Genomic DNA, 18,476 nt, shown 5'->3' on the forward strand with positions numbered 1-18,476 from the left:
CAAACAATTTCGTCGAATTTCTTTCTTTTTTTATGTAAAATAGAGGCAGGAAATTGGAGGTGTGTCTATGGAAAAGTATTTTATATACAATGAACATCTAGGAATTGCAGTGCCAAACATACAAGAAGAATGGGAAGACATCTCTGAAAAAACACAGCATGGTATTTTATTAAAATGGGAGCAAATTCGTGGAAAAATACCTGATCGTATAAAAGAGCTTGAACATTACATTAATCAAAAACAACATCGTTTAAATAACGAAGATAATTTTGAAATTTCCTGTAGGCTTAATTCTGAAATAGCTGATTTAGCCTCTATTATTAACGACCTTTGGCTTTGGTATCGCCTCACTCAAAATGTATCTGAGGGAAAAGCACACCAATGAAAAAAGCATGCCCCTCATTCACTTTGGGTCATGCTTTTTTTTCGTAACAAGCTTTGCAATATATTTCTTGCGCCGTTTTTGCTAAACATACATCAAACGGACCTACTAATATACTTCTTTCTTTCGGCAACTTCACAAAAGCAACTAGCTCTTCTTCATATTCAATCTTTTTCTGACATGAAACGCATTTTAATTCTCTTCTTTTAAACATGTCTTTTAGCATATCTCCACTCTCCCTTTCATCTATCTATATTAATATAATATGTAAAAAAATGACACATTACAAAGTAAGGTATTCATATACTATGTATAAAAGGAGGCCTCAAAATGATGCGAGCTTTCATTATTATCGCTTTAACATTTTTAAGTGTGATTAGCTGGGATGCATTTTTTAAAGATAAAGGTGACGAAAACAATACAACTGAATAAAAAACCATCTTTGCTTACTTATTGGACAAACTTCTAAAAACTGTCCAATCCTACAAAATAAGTTAGGCTTTTCTACAAAAATATTTAAACATAACAATTTTTGTAGATTCCCTCCGTTTATTGTCGGTTTCCATCCGCATACATTTTTTGAAAGTATGATATAATAATATAAATCTTGAAGGAAGGGATTTTGATATCATGATCGCTCGAAGGAGCATGTGGCATCGTATTGACGAATCATACACGTAGCGTATTTTTCAGCTCAGATACTTTAGTCTAGCGAAAAAAATACGAGAGTGGGGAAATTATGATTGCCCGAAGGATAATTTGGCAAAAAAAAGACTCTTCTTACACGTAGCGTTTTGTTTAGGACTTAATTGTTATTAGCTAAACAAAACAAAGAAGAGCAGGATTGCTAAATGACGAATCCTACTCCACGTTTTGTTTAGTCGTTTTAAGACTTAAACTAAAACGAAGGTAGGGAGAATTGATGGACGAGAGGATTATTCGTTATTTCTTCAGCGACATATAGCGTAGTTAGTTTTTTCGTAAACTAACTGAAAGCTACATGTGAGCTCGTAGTTAGTTTACAACACAAAAAGGACTACTAACTACGGAAAGAAGGAATAACGATGAGGAACATCCAAAGTCGACAAATTATTAAAGAAGTTTTTATGGTTTTAATCGGTTCATTTATTTTAGCGGCAGCGCTATATCACATTCACTTCCAAAACCACTTAACAGAAGGTGGATTTGTAGGTATTGCACTATTCATCCAAAATTTTTATGATATTTCACCATCTATTTCAACTGTAATAATGGATATCCCAATTATTTTACTGTGCGCTTCATTTTTAGGTAAAAAAATGGTTGGCTATTCATTTTTAGGTTCAATTTCATTCGGAGTATTTTATTCCCTTATGGAAAATTATTCTCCATTTACGGTAGATTTATCAAACAATTTATTTATAGCTGCAATAGTTGGCGGTGCTTTAGCTGGTATTGGACTCGGTTTTATATTGCGATTTGGCGGTGCAACCGGTGGAGACGATATTTTAACAATTGTATTAAGTAAACGAACTCGTTTTACAATTGGGCAAATTTTCTTCGTCTTTGACGCGATTGTTCTTGCGCTTTCATTATATTATTTAAATTGGACAGAAATTGCTTTTACTATTCTTTCAATTGCCGTACAGGCAAAAACATTGGATTTAATTTATTATCCAAAAGCAGAAAAAGCAGCAGAAAAGCAACCAGTATCTATTCCAATGACCAAAAAACATGCAACAAATTAAAAAAGCGAAAGGCTTCGGCCTCTCGCTTTTTTTATGATTTTTTTTCTTTCTCCATTATGTGGCGCACTTGATAAAATCGATTGGCAAATTCAGTAACATTTCTTGTTAAACGATAATTTACTGTAGATCCAATTGCCATTCCGATGACTGGGATACCTTGGAATAATTTACGACGAAGAGCATAAATTGAAAATGTTTTCAAAATTTGCTTTAACAAAACTTCGGTAGAGGCTGTTTGTAACACTGCTTCGTCTCCTTCATAAAAGAACGAATCTTCTTGCTCCAGCTCTCGTAGCAAGTTGTACCAAGCGTATTGCTGAAGTCTTCCTGGCAATAATGACGCATGAAACACCTTTAACGCTAGCATCATTTCATAAGGCTTGTTCACATCATGCCCAAACGATGTTGCAATAAGTTGGACAGCCTTCACATTTAACGCAATCATAACCGGAAAATCAGCTGTCAATAATAATAATCCTCCAGCACCCGTTGCTCCGCCTTGCACGAATGAATATAGACGATGACGTGCTGTTTGTTGCTCTGCTATGTATGTTAACTGATCAATAGATAATGCTTTCAAATCTTCAAGTTGTTCAATTGATTCATTAAATAATCTTGATGTTCCTAAAATACGATTACGTGCATCTAATTGTGATTGTGAACTTTGAATCAGTGCATGCAAATGAAAAAGCCATCCATCTGCTTTCGTAAAGAATTCTTTTCGTTTTTTCTCAGGTAATTTCGCAACTGTAGTATGTAACCATTTATCAAACACTTTTTGAAAATCGGTCGCTTCTTGCTCAACTAATTGCGCTTCCCATTCCTTTATATTGTCTAAAATGGCTTGTTCTCGCTTCGATCGCATCGTAACAACCACCTCGTTCGATTTTTTTCTATTGTAACATATTTCTGCTTATTCTTTGCAAATATGCTTGTCTATCTCCATTCACATACCATTTTTTAATGACATAAAATATTAGCAAAAAGGATGAGATGAATCACATGAATCTATCCAATATAAAACAAAAGTATAATGCTGTATTTAGCTTAGGACAAAACTGCTGGCCTGCTTGGGCTTTATATCAACTAGGATTATCCCCATTTTTTGGCGTTATTGATTTTATGCTAAGTCCTTCATTAGAGAAAGTAAATTTATTATTACAAAATCGCTTTCACCGTTTTTTAGAATTAGAAAATTTGTCCTTCATCTCATTTTGGGATGATGATGCGAAATTAAGACTACGAGACAACATTTATGAAATTGACTCCTGCCATGACTTTAAAACAGATGTAAATACACCAACTTCTTGGCCTTCTTATACAGATATTAAATTAAATTATGAGCATCGGATTAATCGTTTTCTAACTACAGTAGAAATGGAAGAATCCATATTGTTTATTCGAACCGGGGGAACATATGAAGAAGCACTTTTTCTTGAACAAATTTTATCTCAAATGGTCAAGCATAACTTCTCCGTCCTTTTATTACTTCCTGCCGATGTACCAACTATCACTGAAGAAGATTGGGGATTACAAAACATTTGCGTTATAAAATGCCCAGTGATGGATATATACCAGTACAATGAAGCATTTTGGAAAGAACTATTAGACGGTATTACAATTAGCTCAACAACGTGAATAAAAAGGTGATTTTCTCTATATTTCAACTTATAATTATCCACATATAAATGAATAAGGAGCGATCATATTCATGTACCCACGTGCAAAATCCTTTGGTATTGTTATACATCACAATCGACTTCTACTACAAGAATATAATATAGACAATGAAACCTATTACCGTCCTCTTGGTGGATCAATTGAACTCGGAGAAAAATCAGATGAAACAGTTATTCGAGAGTTTAATGAAGAGCTTCATACAGAAATAGAAATTATCGATTATTTAGGTTGCTTAGAAAACATCTTTCATCTAGATGAGGAAATTGGTCATGAGATTATTCAACTATATTCTTTGCGTTTATTAGACAGATCACTATATGAAATGGAAATAGTGAATATACAAGATGAGCAAACGGCGTCATATGCAAAATGGGTTCCCATTACTGCATTCATTCAGAAGGAAAAATTATTATATCCAGATGGAATTTTAAAATATATTAAAAAGAAAAAAGACGAAATCCTATAGGATCTCGTCTTTCTTTTCATATATTAACCAATATCTCCAAGACGTAGTACGTCACGAGCAATCATAACTTCTTCGTCAGTTGGAATTACGATAATTTTTACTGGAGAGTGAGGGAAGCTGATGAATGCTTCTTCACCGAATACGTTATTGCGTTTTGCGTCGAAGTATACGCCCATGTACTCAAGGCCTTCTAATACGCGCTCACGAATAATTGCACTGTTTTCACCTACACCAGCTGTAAAGATGATAGCGTCAACGCCTTTCATACGAGCTGTGTAAGAACCGATATATTTATGGATACGGCTTACGAACACGTCAAGTGCTACTTTCGCACGGTGGTCGCCTTCTTCTTCTTTCGCAATGATGTCACGTAGGTCACTAGAGTAACCAGTAAGACCTAACATACCACTCTTCTTGTTTAATACGTTAACTACTTCTTCTACAGTTTGGCCTGTTTTTTCCATGATGTATGGAATTAACGCAGGGTCAATGTTACCAGAACGTGTACCCATTGTTACACCAGCAAGTGGAGTGAAGCCCATAGAAGTATCGATAGACTTACCGCCTTCTACTGCTGCGATACTTGCACCGTTACCTAAGTGACAAGAAAGTAGGCTTAAGCTTTCAATTGGACGACCTAATAATTCAGCCGCACGCTCAGTTACGTATTTATGAGAAGTTCCGTGGAAACCGTATTTACGGATACCAAATTTCTCATAGTACTCATACGGTAAGCTGTATAGGAATGCAGATTCCGGCATTGTTTGGTGGAATGCTGTATCGAATACTGCTACTGCTGGTACGTTTGGTAATACTTCTTGGAATGCTTTAATACCAACAAGGTTTGCTGGGTTGTGAAGTGGTGCTAAATCGCTTAATTCTTCGATTTCCGCTAATACTTCATCAGTAATTAAAACAGAATCCGCAAATTTTTCGCCGCCGTGTACAACACGGTGACCGATACCGCCAATCTCATCAAGAGATTTTACGATTCCATTTTCAGTTAATTTGCTAAGAAGCATGTTAACTGCTACTGCGTGATCTGGGATGTTTGTAATTTCTTTTTGTTTTTCGCCATCTACAGTAATAGTGAAGATACTATCTTCTAAACCGATACGTTCTACTAAACCTTTTGTTAATACTGTTTCACTTGGCATTTCAAATAATTGGAATTTTAAGGAAGAGCTTCCTGCGTTAATCGCGATGATTTTTGACATCTAGTCTTTCGCCCCTTTTTCTCTTGGTAGTTGTGTGGATCATTCCACAAACCGCTCGATTTTATCTAATTAAATTCACTCACTATGAAAACGTTTCATCATCAGTAAATTTTATACTCACGATTTTAATTTAAACATCGTCCGACATATATTTCAAGTGAAAAAATTGTAACACCAAGAAAAAAAATATATTACAGATTTCAAAAAAATTCAGTTAAATCTTGTATATATTAAAAAATATGACATATTCTATACAACTGTACTACATTAATCACTAACCCTGTTACATATATATGGTGTTACTTTTGTGTTGCAAACCAAGTATTTAATTGATCCATAATGTTCTCCATAGCCTTCATATTAGAGAATTTAGGTAATTCCACTAGTAGTGCCTGTTTCGGCATTGTTACACCTTGGCCTTTCTTTTGGAGAACAAATATACTTTTTGCATTTTTCTCGTTTTTAAACATGGAAACAGGTAGCTGTAACAAACCTTGAATAAAGCATGTTTCTTTAATAAATGCATGTAGTTTCGGCGCTTGATCACTTTCAAAAATAAAGTTTGGTACTAAGAAGAATAAATACCCGCCTTCTTTCGTATGTTTCACACTTTGTTCAATAAATAAGTGATGCGCATATGACATTCCTTGATCTGCTTTTAACTTATATTCACTCGCACTGATTTCGTTTGGATAATAACCAATTGGTAAATCTGAAACGACTGCATCAACTGGATCAATATAAAGTGGTGCTAGTCCATCTTGATGGAAGAATTCGATTCCATGCTTTTGTAAATTTGCATTTACTAAAGCAAGTTTAATTAGCACTTCATCCACTTCTACACCAAATCCACTCATTGCTAGCTCTTCTTTAGCGCTATTAAATACTGTAGTCATTAAATTACCTGTTCCAATTGCAGGATCTAAAACAGTAATTTCTGTTTTGCCTTGCATAAATTTATGGAATAAGTAGCTCATGAACATTCCAACTGCATCTGGCGTCATTTCGTGATTTGCTTGTACGCCCTCTTTCATTCCTTTTAAAATGGCCAGCTGAAATGCTTTACGAATTTCTTCACCTTTATATGTTTCTTCATTAAACGTACTATATTCACGATTCAACCTTTCAATTGTTGATTCGGATAATTCCTCTTGTAAAATCGCACCTTCAAACAAGTTATCACCTGTTTCTACAAGCGCCTCTAAATATGTTACATCTAATTCTTTACGTAAAACTACCGTAGAAGAATCAAAAATAGAAAATAATGTTTCCACTGTCTGACTCACGTACATTCCTCCTTCTCTCTTTTACACATAACTTATATCATACCACAAAGTGATTTTTTCCAAAAAGAAAAAGCGACCTCCTGTAAAGAGCTCCCTTTCAAGTTATGTATGATATAACATTTTTTCTCATCTATCGTTACCATTCGCAGCAATAGATGAGAAAAAACGACCTCTTTATAAGAGGTCATTTCCTTCCTATTACTTTGCAGATTTAGCTGCTTCTAATGCTGCTTCATAGTTTGGATGGCTTGTACCTTCGCTTACGTATTCTGCGTAAACTACTTTGTCATTGCTATCTACTACGAATACTGCACGAGCAAGTAAACGAAGTTCTTTCATTACTAAGCCGTAAGCTTCACCGAATGAAAGGTCACGGTGATCAGAAAGTGTTACAACATTTTCTAAACCGTTTGCTGCACACCAGCGTTTTTGAGCGAATGGTAAGTCAGCGCTAATTGTTAATACTTTCGCGTTTTCAATACCTGCTGCATCTTGGTTAAAACGACGTGTTTGTGCATCACATACACCTGTGTCGATTGAAGGTACAACACTAATTAATTTTACTTCGCCTTTGTATGTTTCTAAACTTACTGGAGATAAGTCGTTTGCTAATACTTGGAAGTTTGGCGCTTGATCGCCAACTTTAACTTCTGTTCCAACTAAAGTCATTGGATTACCTTTAAAAGTTACGTTTGCCACTTGAAAATCCTCCCTTATTTAAACAAAATATGTACAATGTAAATGATAGTTTGTCCCCATCGATAATGCAAATAAAATCGCTTTATTTACAAAAAAATTAAAGAAGCTAATCCATTGATTAGCTTCTTTATTCGTTAAATTTGAAATTCAGGATCATCTTCTTTTCGTTTATCCATCATTTCTTTCACTTTATCAACAGCTTGTGGTGCTAATTCAATTATTTTATCAATGACGTGTGTCTGCTTATCTAAGTGTAATACTTTCACACCATCTCCATTTATAACAAGAAAGGCAACAGGATTAATAGAAACTCCTCCACCACTTCCCCCGCCAAATGGATGACGACCTGAATGTTCTACTTTACCAAATTCACTTCCACCAGCAGCAAAACCAAAGCTTACTTTCGAAACAGTAAGAATTACACTTCCATCTGCTGCTTTAATTGGATCACCAACAATTGTATTTACATCAGTCATTTGTTTTAAATGCTGCATTGCGGTTGTCATTAAACCTTGAATTGGATGGTCCACTCTATATCCCCCCTATGCTTGAACAGATTTTTCTGTCATACCAGATTTTTGCTTTCTCATAAACATGAGTAATTTGAATCCTGTTTTTATAGCACGAAATATACGAAAAGATGCTGTTAACTCGCACCTTGATGCAAATCCCTTCCCTTGAAAAACAGGGATAATTTCAAATTCTGGTACATCGACAATATGCATATATTGTCCTATAACTCCAGCAGCCATTCCTTTTGTCCCCCATGCATATCCAGTGACAATTCCAGTACTAGCTGCGTCGCCTGCTCCAATTTGCGTATGCCATTTCCAACCATTGATTTTCACTCGTTTGAGAAAATCTTTAACGATAGTATGAACTTTTTGAAGCCTTTTTATCAGTTCCCCGATGCTGTCAAGTTGCGCCATAATTTTATTATCTATTCCACCGTCCTTTTCAGCTTTTTCGATTTTCTGCCCTGTCTTTTTCTGCTGTTTTTCAATTCTTTCCAACACATCAAATGTATATCGAATCATCCATATTTTCACTTGAAACAAACATTGCTTTTCCATTTCTGAATATAAAAATGTCACTTTAAGCTTTATTTTCGACAATAGTATAAGCAAAATAAAAAGGAGAAGAATTATTATTCCAATTACGAGCCACTTCATACGTATCATCCTTTCACTCCGTACCCATTATCGACAAGTTTATTCATCATTAAACAGAGTTCCGTAAGATTGAATATAAAAATTTTTCTAAAAATAAAAAGGTGTTTTGACAATTTATATCGAAATATATTATTTGAACATATCATCAGGGAACGGACTCTAATGATATGTAGCACGAAAAACAGAAAATTTAACTGCAGTGGAGGGATACATAATGGCAGATCGTCGCAATTTATTTTTCTTTTATGGTGATGACAAAGCAACGCTCGTTGAAAAGATGAAACCAATCTATCGCATTTTAGAAGAGAATGGATTTACCATATTAGATCAACCAAAAAATGCAAACGCTATCGTCAGTGTTGGAGATGATGCAACTTTCTTACAAGCCGTTCGTAAAACTGGTTTTAGAGAAGATTGCTTATACGCAGGGATTTCTACGAAAGATGAAATTTCTTTCTACTGTGATTTCCACATTGATCACGTTGATACAGCCCTTCAAGAAATTACAAAAAATGAAATTGAAGTGCGAAAATATCCAACAATTCAGGTAGATGTAGATCACGGTACATCTTTCCATTGTTTAAATGAATTCTCATTACGTTCTAGCATTATTAAAACATTCGTTGTAGATGTTCACGTTGATGATTTATATTTCGAAACATTTAGAGGTGACGGTTTAGTTGTTTCTACCCCAACAGGAAGTACAGCTTACAACAAATCATTACATGGTGCCGTTGTCGATCCGCTTATCCCATGTTTCCAAGTAAGCGAACTAGCATCTTTAAATAACAACACATACCGTACGCTCGGTTCACCGTTCATCTTAAACCACGAACGTACACTAACTTTAAAACTTAAACCAGACGGTAACGATTATCCTGTTATCGGCATGGATAACGAAGCGCTTAGCATTAAACAAGTTGAAAAAGCTGTTGTACGCTTAAGCGATAAACAAATTAAAACAGTAAAATTAAAAAACAATTCCTTCTGGGAAAAAGTACAGAGAACATTTTTATAGTATTAAAATAACCGCAAAATTATGGGAATCCCATAATTTTGCGGTTATTTATTTATCCCGATTGGCGCGGCCAACAATCTCTCGCTATCCGGTCGCTATTCTTGTCAGTTTTTGTCGGTAAGTCGATATATTTTAATAATCGCTGATATATTTCGAGTTACGGTCGATATATTTCAATAATCGCTGATATATTTCGAGTTACAGTCGATATATTCCGATAATCGCTGATATATTTTACGCATCTTTTCTATAAACAACCTGGCCATCAATGACGGTCATTTTCGCTTGTACTTCTTTTATTTCTTCTGCCTCTATTTCAAATATGTTTCGATCTAATATCGTAAAGTCTGCTTCATATCCTTTTATAATTTGTCCTCGCTTCGCTTCTTTTCCTATTGCATAAGCACTTCCTGTCGTAAATAAAGAAACAGCCTCATATGCCGTTAATCTTTCCTCAGGCATATAGCATACACCGTCAATAAAACTTCTACGTGTAACAGCGCTATATATGCCTAAAAACGGATTCACTTGTTCAATAGGAGCATCTGAACCACCGTTGCAATGTAAGCCTGCGTCCAGTAACGTCTTCCAAGCATATGCGTAACGAAGACGACGCTCGCCTAGTTTTTCAATGACTGATGGAAAATCTGATGAAACAAAGACCGGTTGAATATCAATAATAGCTGGCAAGTGTTTCATTCTTTCAATCAACTCTTCACGAGCTAGTTGGCAATGAATAATACGGTCACGTACCCCTTCTGCTGGTGGATGTAATTCAAGCGCATCAATGACATATTCAAGCGACAAGTCACCGATAGTATGAATGGCAACTGGCATATGTAAATCACGTGCTTTTTTCACTAAACTTGCAAGCTCTTCACGTGAGAAAATCGCAACTCCATTTGTTTCCTTCGCATCTTCATACGGTTCACTTAATAAAGCAGTTCTTCCGCCAAAAGAACCGTCAGAAAAAATTTTCATCGCACCAAATTCAATATAGTGCTCATTTTCATATTCTTTTCTTTCATTTGCTACTTCATGATGAACGAGTAAATGCGCTTTAAATGGCATTTCTTTTATAACGTAAGAAAACGCATTATACGTTTTTCTAAAACCACCGTAATAATTTAAATCTTCCGTATGCCCACCAACGATTCCATATTGCCAGCAGTCTTTAATCGCTGTTTGCAAAGCTCTTTGTAAATAAGCTTCATCAATTTCAGGCTGAACGTGTTTCATTAATTCTTGTCCTTGTTCATATAAAAGCCCTGTTAACTTATTTGATGCATCCCGGCCAATTTTCCCGCCTTTCGGATCTTGCGTCTCTTCTGTTATGTTCGCTTCTTGCAGTATGTATGAATTCACCCATGTAACGTGACGACAAACTCGTTTTAATAAAATGGGATGTTCTTTCGAAATTGCATCTAAATCACGTGCATGAACATCTTTCGTATCTGTAAAGTTATTTTCATTCCAGCCTTCTCCGATAATCCAACAACCTTTTGGCGCGTCTTCTACTTGCTTCTGAACAAGAGTAAGTACTTCGCCATAAGATGTACAATTTGATAAATCTAGACGGAGTAACCTCTCTCCATGCCCAATAAGATGCATATGACTATCAACGAGACCTGGAATCATCGTTTTGCCTTCTAAATCGTGCAATTTAACCGTAGTAGCATATCGGTCTTCTAACTCTTCTTTACTCCCGACATCAACGATCACACCGTTTTCAACATAAACAGCGTCTACTTTTTCACTCTCTTCTCGCATCGTGTAAATGGTGCCGCCATACCAAATTTCTCCCATATGCTCATCCCCTTTTTCCCTTTAGTCTACGAGATTAATCCGTATAAAAAAAGCACCATTTGAATTAAAAATGGTGCTTTCCCAAAATTATTTTTGTTCAGTAGTAGACGTTGTAATTTGCCATTCAATGCTAAATTTATCTTTTAGTTGTCCGTATGCTGGGCTCCAGAACGTTTCTTGAAGTGGCATAATAACTTCTCCACCCTCTTGTAACTTTTCGAATACTTCTTTTGCTTTTTCTGCATTACTAATTTGAATTGCGATTGTTACTTGAGATCCGATTGCATGCCCTTGACCTGGGAATGTATCAGAAATCATAAGGTCCGTATTACCAACTTTTAAAGTAGCATGTAAAACGCGCTCTTTCGCTTCAGCTGGAATCGGGTATTCTGGATTTTCAGGCATGTCACCAAAAGTTTGCATTACTTCTACTTTTGCGTCTAATGCCTCTTTGTAAAACTGTACAGCTTCTTGCCCACTACCATCTAAAACTAAGTACGGATTAATACCTAAAATCATACGGACACCTCTTTTTTTAATTTATAAAATCGAACTTGTGTTCGTTTTTATAATATCATCGTTTTACATTTCATTCAACAATTTACTTCTCTATTTTCAAAATTATTTGGAAGGGAGCTCCATCTCTTGTTTTCTAAGTTCAATACGACGAATTTTTCCGGAAATCGTTTTTGGTAGTTCATCTACAAATTCAATTTTGCGAGGATATTTATATGGTGCAGTGAGTTCTTTCACGTGTTGTTGGAGCACTGGAATTAATGTTTCTTCGTTCTTTTCTATATTCTCTCTTAATACGATAAATGCCTTCACGACACTCCCTCGAATTTCATCCGGACTTGCGACAACCGCACATTCTCTTACGTAAGGATGTTTTACAAGTGCATCTTCAACTTCGAACGGCCCGATTGTGTAACCAGAGCTAATGATAATATCATCTCCACGCCCTTCAAACCAGAAATAGCCGTCTTCATCTTTTTTCGCTTTATCACCCGTAATATAATAATCACCACGGAATTGCATCGCTGTGCGTTCATCATCTTTATAATATTGCTTAAAGAGGGCTGGTGTTTCAATATGAACTGCAATATCGCCAACTTCTCCTACCTGCACTGGGGTTCCTTCTTCATTAACGATATCAACATGGTTTCCTGGCGTTGGTTTCCCCATTGATCCCGGTCTAATATCCATCCCTTTCATTACGCCAACAAGTAATGTATTTTCCGTTTGCCCATAGCCATCTCTTACTGTAATATCAAAGTGCTTTTGGAACGTTTCAATGACTTCTCTATTTAACGGCTCACCTGCGGATACAGCGCTATGTAACGCTTCTAAATTGTACTCAGTCAAGTCTTCTACCTTTGCCATTAATCTATACTCAGTCGGTGTACAACAAAGCACATTCACCTTATTATCGTCTAATAAATTTAAATACGTTTTCGGTTCAAACTTACCGTTGTATACAAATCCCGTTGCTCCTGAACCGAGAGTTGCTAAAAACGGGCTCCAAATCCACTTTTGCCACCCTGGACTAGCCGTTGCCCATACAACATCATTCTCTTCAATTCCGAGCCAATTTGGGGCGCTCGTACGTAAATGAGCGTATGCCCACGCATGCGTATGAACAACACCTTTCGGGTTTCCTGTCGTCCCTGACGTATAAGATAAAAAGACCATATCTTCTTTATCTGTTTTCGCCATTTCTAACATGTCACTTTCTGTTTCTAATGCTGTTTTTAAATTGATCCATCCGTCTACTGACTGCTCGCTCAGAACGAACTTTTGAAGAGATTCCATCGCCCCTATGTTATCAAACTGTCCGATATATGGTTCATAACTTACAATCGCTTTTACTTCTCCGTGTCCAATGCGGTATTCAATATCTTTTTTACGCAACATTTCCGAACTCGGAATTACGACAAATCCTGCTTTAATCGCAGCGATATACGTCATGTAAGCTTCAATTAAACGCGGCATCATAATAAGGAGCTTGTCCCCTTTTTGTAAGCCACTTTTTATAAAAGCGTTTCCAATTTTATTTGCACCTTGCATTAATTCAAAATATGTAACTTCTCGTCTATTCCCTTTATCATCTTGCCAAATTAAAGCAAGCTTCTCTTTATCGTCTGTATATTTCTCTATTTCTGAAACTAAATTATAAGATGGTGGTGCCAACAATTCCTCTCTCTTCATAAACATCCTCCTTTTTTCTTTATGCCTCCCTTATATAATAAAGAATTTTCAGTAAATTTTGAACCCTCTTCTTTTGACAATTTTTTTATGCTTTTGTCGAAATGAATTTATACTAATAGGAACAACAAAAAGAAAGAGCGGGGAGAACCCGCTCTTTCTAAGCCATTGTATATGGAATTATTTTTGGAAACCGCCTAATTGTTGCTCAGCTAGTGAAACTAGACGTTTCGTAATTTCGCCACCAACAGAACCGTTAGCGCGAGATGTTGCATCCGCTCCAAGTTGAACACCAAACTCTTGAGCGATTTCGTATTTCATTTGGTCTAATGCTGATTCAGCACCAGGAACCGCTAATTTATTTGTGCTACGTGCCATGTTATATCACCTCCTTGTGAGTATAGAGTGTGATAAATAACATGACTTCATACACATTTTAGATATGGTAATTTATGGTTTTAGAAAAGTTCTTCGAATTTTTCTTCTTCCGCTACTACTTCTACCGTTTGTAATACCATTGTTTCTTTGTTTGCTACAGCTTCTTCAATTAATGGTGTGAAATCATATTTCGCTTCAAAACGATTCGCTTTTTCACGCTTCGGCTTCGTCGCTGGGCTTGCTGGTGTGAATACTGTACAGCAATCTTCGTATGGACGAATTGAGATATCATATGTGCCGATTTCTTCAGCGATTTTAATAATTTCTAATTTATCCATCGTAATAAGCGGACGAATAACAGGATAGTTTGTCACTTCATTAATCGTATGCATACTATCTAACGTTTGGCTCGCTACTTGTCCAAGACTTTCACCAGTCGTAATTGCAAGTGCATTACGCTCCTCTGCAATCTGCTCTGTAATACGCATCATCATACGACGCATTACTGTCATAGAATAACTAGATGGAATTTCTTTATTAATCGTTTTTTGCACTTCAGTAAATGGAACAAGGTGAAGTGTTACACGTTTACAGTATTTCGTTAACTCTTGTGCTAAATCGATTACTTTTTGTTTCGCACGCTCACTTGTGAAAGGTGGACTATGGAAGTGAACTGCCTCCACAGATACGCCGCGTTTCATCGTTAAGTACGCTGCTACTGGGCTATCAATACCACCAGAAAGAAGTACCATTACTTTTCCGCCAACGCCAACTGGTAAACCGCCAGCTCCCATGTGCTCACCACACATAATATAGCTGTAACCACTGCGAATTTCTACACGTACATTCACATCTGGATTATGGACGTCTACTGTGATATCCTCTGTATTTTCTAAAATATGCCCGCCAATTTCTGGAAGTAACTCCATCGTCTTCATTGGGAAACGTTTATCAGAACGGTGCACTGTAATTTTAAATGTTTTCACATCATCTTTTACTTGTAAGAAAGCTGCTAATGCACCTTTTTTAATATCTTCTAATTCTGATGGTACTTTCATCGCTAAATTAAACTTATGAATACCAAATACATCTTTCAATCTTTCAGCAATTGCTTCATGGTCTTCGCCATTTAACTGAATGTACATACGGTCATGTGTTGCATCGATTTTAATGTTTGGGAATTTTTTCAGTTTGAACTTAACGTTATCTTTTAATGTGCTTACAAATTTAGAACGGTTCTTACCTTTTGTCGTCATTTCTCCGTAACGTACTAAAATATATTCATATGTCATCATATTTCTTTACCTCATCACTTCATATAATTTTGGCATTGTCTCTTTTACAATACCTTCAAATTGTTTTACTTCTTCCATCGTGTTTTCTGGTGCTAGACTAATACGAATAGCGCTTGCAGCAGCTGCATGCGGTACTCCCATTGACACTAACACTCTGCTCACTTCATTTGCTTTTGAAGAACAAGCAGACTTCGTTGATACATATACACCGTGTTCTTCTAAAGCATGAACGACCACTTCCGGTTTTAAACCGACAAACGACACATTTAAAATGTGTGGTGCTGCATATGCAAGCGACGTATTAATTGTTACATCTTCCATTTCTTTAAAGAAACGTACAAGCTCTGTTTGTAAACTTTGCAAATGAGCTATCTTTTCTTTCACTTGTTCCATTGTCATGCGAAGTGCTTTCACCATCGCTACAATGCCAGGTAAGTTCTCTGTACCAGAGCGATACTTAAGCTCTTGTTGGCCACCTGATAAAATCGGATCTAATCTTACGCCATCACGCACGTAAAGAAGACCTGTTCCTTTTACACTGTGGAATTTATGCCCAGATATTGAGCAAAGGTCAATATGCGAAGCATATAAATTAAACGGTACTTTTCCTATCCCTTGTACATGGTCCACATGGAATCTTATTTTCGGATAATTCGATAATAACGTTCCAATTTCAGCAACGGGCTGAATTGCTCCAGTTTCGTTGTTCACATGAATAATTGAAACAAGAATTGTATCTTCACGAAGCACTCGCTTCACATCCTCTACCGATACAACACCATGCTCGTTAACCGGTAAATATGTTACATCAAACCCGAGTTCTTCTAATTGCTTATATGCCTCAAACACAGACGCGTGTTCAATATTTGTTGTAATGATATGTTTGCCGCGCGAACGATTCCTCATCGCTATCCCTTTAATCGCAAGGTTATTCCCTTCCGTTCCACCCGATGTGAAAATAATTTCAGAAGGTTTTACGTGAAGAAGCTGCGCTGCAATCGTTCTTGATTGTGTTAATAGACGCTCTGCCTCTCCTCCAAGCGAATGAATAGAAGAAGGATTTCCAAAATATTTCCCAGCAACCGTTACGTACGATTGAAGGGCTTCTGGATATGGCTTCGTCGTCGCACTATTATCAAAATAGATCATCGTTCTTCCCCTTTCAGCGCTATCACATCATATAATCATATCATAAATACGTGTAATTACGCTAAGACTACACAAAGGTTCCGTTTTATCCCGATTGGTGAAGGCTAGTAATCAGTGGGGATGAATCCCCCCACTGATTACAGTTTCACTTTATTTTGAAACGAATAACCTTACTGTATTCCGCTATTCATTATAGCAACATCGCCTTCAAAATTACACAAAAAAACAAACCCTTTATGAAAGGGTTTGTTCATTGTCTACATATTCAGCTATTTTTTGAACAACGCCAGGTTCAAGTTGCTCTAGTACAGAAGCCGCTTGTTCTAAAGCTGCATCGTATTGATATTCACGGAATAATTTCTCTGCATAATTTAAGCTTTCTGCAAGATTTTCATCATGACTGCGGTAACGGTTTCCGTATTGAATTAATTTTTCAACTAAATACGCTTGTCCAATTAACTCTTCTGTCATTTCAGCTACACCGTTAACAGTTGTGTATGCTTCTTCTAAACTGCTATTTACAGCATGCATATTTAACGGTTTTATTTCTAATTGCTCATATACAGCTTGCATTGCCATTTGCCCTCTTTGTAAATCTTCCATAATACTCACTGGAAGACCTGGCAAATTCGACTTTTGCATAAAGCGTTTCGTTTCAAAAATTGTATTGCGCATTTCCTGCAACTTCTCACGCGCTTCAAATTCTTCTTTACGCATCGTTTGTAGCATTTCTTTATATTCTGCATGAAGTACTTTTAAAGTTTCACATTGCTCATAAACCTCTTCTAGTTCCTCACGAATTATAGAGAATGCAATATCTTGTTCAGCAACGCGTAATTGCATCACTTCAAAACGTTTCATTAAAATGTGCATTTGCTTTTCAATTACTTTTTGAGACTCAATATCCTTATCTTGTAACTGATAGCTTTGTTTCACAAGTTGCGTTTCTGCTTTCGTTTCAATTGTTTCTTCACGAAGTTCTTCTAAATCTTCATAAACAGAAAGTGTTTTTTGCTCTACATAATGTCTCGCATGCACTTCTTGTTCTAGTTGATCATAAAAACCGTCTAAACGAGTTTTTAATTTTTCTACTTTTTCAGCCGCTTCCGTTATATGAAGCTCCTGTATATCCATTAAACATGTTTGTAGTTGTGTCGTCATATCGCGGACTTCTTTAGGGATTTCCAGGTAATCTAATACATAACCTTGTCTTACCATATCATTATGTCCGTGTAATAAATCTTCCAGTTGAACTGGTAACGTTGCTTGACACTCTACCAATAAATCTGGAATTTGGTGAATAATGATTTCTAAATTAGCTAAACCTTCTTCCAAACTAATAACAATTTCTCTCGCTTTTAAATAGTCGCCATTATTTGTTGCTTCTTCAAAATTATTAAATTTATTAGATTCGGCATCTAGCATCTCTTCAATTCTCTGCTCAGCTGCTCCATACATGTGTCGATGGGCAAGAACACTCTTTTTCATACTACGATATGTATCACGTAACCCTTCAATTTCCGAGCTATTTTTTTCATGGCTTTCTAACAGTTGCTGTAATTCATTTAAAATGTCTGTAATACGATTATCAGCGTCATCTAAACCACTTATGGATTCGTTCATCGCATGCTTTGCTTTGCGGAAGGAGAATTGCGAGGCGAATTTTCGCGCTTGCCCTAAATCTTTTTCAGCTTTTGGAAGAGTTGTTGATACGATTTCATCCCACTCTTCACGCCATTTACCAAACAGTTCTTCTGTTTGACCTGTCATGTTCAAATCTTTTACTCGCTTTAGTTCATCTGCTACAGGTTTATCTTTTATTTCTTGTTTCCACTGCTCCAGTGCTTCAATATCTTTATATGAACGATTTCTTATCACAAGCTCTATCATGAGCAGCACTAGAATAGAGCTTACTACAATGATAACGATCGTCAGGATAGAATCCATGCAAAAAAGCCTCCTAGTTATATCTCTTTTTTTGTCCGTTCCGTTTATG

General features: G+C 36.3%; 19 protein-coding genes. 5 read left to right on the forward strand and 14 right to left on the reverse strand.

The features are described 5' to 3' along the window. The first annotated feature begins 67 nt into the window (after nt 1-67). On the forward strand, nt 68-385 hold the full coding sequence (locus MHB70_RS21695; protein WP_000417202.1) for a hypothetical protein: 318 nt from the start codon (nt 68-70) through the stop codon (nt 383-385). Nucleotides 386-413: 28 nt separating this feature from the next. On the opposite strand, the gene MHB70_RS21700 is transcribed toward MHB70_RS21695, so the two are convergent. Continuing rightward, on the reverse strand, nt 414-608 hold the full coding sequence (locus MHB70_RS21700) for a hypothetical protein (RefSeq protein ID WP_053445932.1): 195 nt from the start codon (nt 606-608) through the stop codon (nt 414-416). An 838-nt stretch (nt 609-1,446) separates the two neighbouring features. Between MHB70_RS21700 and MHB70_RS21705 the strand changes: the two genes are divergently transcribed. After that, complete coding sequence (locus MHB70_RS21705; protein WP_001244520.1) at nt 1,447-2,109, forward strand: YitT family protein; 663 nt, start codon at nt 1,447-1,449, stop codon at nt 2,107-2,109. Between the two features lie 31 nt (nt 2,110-2,140). Here the strand turns inward: MHB70_RS21705 and MHB70_RS21710 are convergent, their stop codons facing one another. Beyond that, nucleotides 2,141-2,974, reverse strand: a complete 834-nt coding sequence (locus tag MHB70_RS21710; RefSeq protein ID WP_001256857.1) for an EcsC family protein — start codon at nt 2,972-2,974, stop codon at nt 2,141-2,143. Between the two features lie 137 nt (nt 2,975-3,111). On the opposite strand from MHB70_RS21710, the gene MHB70_RS21715 reads away from it, so the two are divergent. Next, a complete protein-coding gene (locus tag MHB70_RS21715; RefSeq protein WP_001054281.1) occupies nt 3,112-3,747 on the forward strand; it encodes a DUF1796 family putative cysteine peptidase in 636 nt (211 codons plus the stop codon). A gap of 73 nt (nt 3,748-3,820) precedes the next feature. Further along, nucleotides 3,821-4,255, forward strand: coding sequence for an NUDIX hydrolase (locus tag MHB70_RS21720; RefSeq protein WP_000283515.1), 435 nt, complete (start codon nt 3,821-3,823; stop codon nt 4,253-4,255). A gap of 23 nt (nt 4,256-4,278) precedes the next feature. On the opposite strand, the gene ackA is transcribed toward MHB70_RS21720, so the two are convergent. The 5 genes from ackA to MHB70_RS21745 form a co-directional block, all read right to left on the reverse strand. Then, complete coding sequence (ackA, locus tag MHB70_RS21725) at nt 4,279-5,472, reverse strand: acetate kinase (protein ID WP_000034585.1); 1,194 nt, start codon at nt 5,470-5,472, stop codon at nt 4,279-4,281. Nucleotides 5,473-5,771: 299 nt separating this feature from the next. Continuing rightward, nucleotides 5,772-6,758, reverse strand: coding sequence for a class I SAM-dependent methyltransferase (locus tag MHB70_RS21730; protein ID WP_000084373.1), 987 nt, complete (start codon nt 6,756-6,758; stop codon nt 5,772-5,774). A 198-nt stretch (nt 6,759-6,956) separates the two neighbouring features. Further along, the gene (gene tpx / locus MHB70_RS21735; protein WP_000024525.1) at nt 6,957-7,457 is read right to left on the reverse strand and encodes a thiol peroxidase; all 501 of its coding nucleotides are present in this window, start codon (nt 7,455-7,457) and stop codon (nt 6,957-6,959) included. Between the two features lie 134 nt (nt 7,458-7,591). Next, nucleotides 7,592-7,987, reverse strand: coding sequence for a GerW family sporulation protein (gene ytfJ, locus MHB70_RS21740; RefSeq protein WP_000350003.1), 396 nt, complete (start codon nt 7,985-7,987; stop codon nt 7,592-7,594). Between the two features lie 12 nt (nt 7,988-7,999). Then, entirely contained in the window at nt 8,000-8,638 is a 639-nt protein-coding gene (locus MHB70_RS21745; RefSeq protein WP_002093186.1) for a DUF2953 domain-containing protein, read from the reverse strand. A gap of 205 nt (nt 8,639-8,843) precedes the next feature. Here MHB70_RS21745 and MHB70_RS21750 point away from each other — a divergent pair, with 205 nt between their 5' ends. Continuing rightward, nucleotides 8,844-9,647 (forward strand): NAD kinase, encoded by an 804-nt coding sequence (locus MHB70_RS21750; protein ID WP_000785189.1) that lies wholly within the window; start codon nt 8,844-8,846, stop codon nt 9,645-9,647. Nucleotides 9,648-9,881: 234 nt separating this feature from the next. Here MHB70_RS21750 and MHB70_RS21755 read toward each other — a convergent pair whose 3' ends face one another. The 7 genes from MHB70_RS21755 to ezrA all read right to left on the reverse strand — a co-directional run bounded on the left by MHB70_RS21755 (nt 9,882) and on the right by ezrA (nt 18,427). Continuing rightward, nucleotides 9,882-11,453 (reverse strand): amidohydrolase, encoded by a 1,572-nt coding sequence (locus MHB70_RS21755; protein WP_000504016.1) that lies wholly within the window; start codon nt 11,451-11,453, stop codon nt 9,882-9,884. A gap of 87 nt (nt 11,454-11,540) precedes the next feature. After that, nucleotides 11,541-11,972 (reverse strand): VOC family protein, encoded by a 432-nt coding sequence (locus tag MHB70_RS21760; protein ID WP_000600354.1) that lies wholly within the window; start codon nt 11,970-11,972, stop codon nt 11,541-11,543. Nucleotides 11,973-12,074: 102 nt separating this feature from the next. After that, complete coding sequence (mbcS, locus tag MHB70_RS21765) at nt 12,075-13,661, reverse strand: acyl-CoA synthetase MbcS (protein ID WP_000817732.1); 1,587 nt, start codon at nt 13,659-13,661, stop codon at nt 12,075-12,077. A 177-nt stretch (nt 13,662-13,838) separates the two neighbouring features. Continuing rightward, nucleotides 13,839-14,036 (reverse strand): alpha/beta-type small acid-soluble spore protein, encoded by a 198-nt coding sequence (locus MHB70_RS21770; RefSeq protein ID WP_000124490.1) that lies wholly within the window; start codon nt 14,034-14,036, stop codon nt 13,839-13,841. Nucleotides 14,037-14,116: 80 nt separating this feature from the next. After that, nucleotides 14,117-15,331, reverse strand: a complete 1,215-nt coding sequence (gene thiI / locus MHB70_RS21775) for a tRNA uracil 4-sulfurtransferase ThiI (protein WP_000989269.1) — start codon at nt 15,329-15,331, stop codon at nt 14,117-14,119. A gap of 6 nt (nt 15,332-15,337) precedes the next feature. Further along, complete coding sequence (locus MHB70_RS21780; protein ID WP_000638977.1) at nt 15,338-16,480, reverse strand: cysteine desulfurase family protein; 1,143 nt, start codon at nt 16,478-16,480, stop codon at nt 15,338-15,340. A 234-nt stretch (nt 16,481-16,714) separates the two neighbouring features. Then, complete coding sequence (gene ezrA, locus MHB70_RS21785) at nt 16,715-18,427, reverse strand: septation ring formation regulator EzrA (protein WP_000377320.1); 1,713 nt, start codon at nt 18,425-18,427, stop codon at nt 16,715-16,717. Nucleotides 18,428-18,476 lie beyond the last annotated feature (49 nt).

This window comes from Bacillus sp. FSL M7-1020 (assembly GCF_038050415.1).
Taxonomy (GTDB): Bacteria; Bacillota; Bacilli; order Bacillales; family Bacillaceae_G; genus Bacillus_A; species Bacillus_A toyonensis.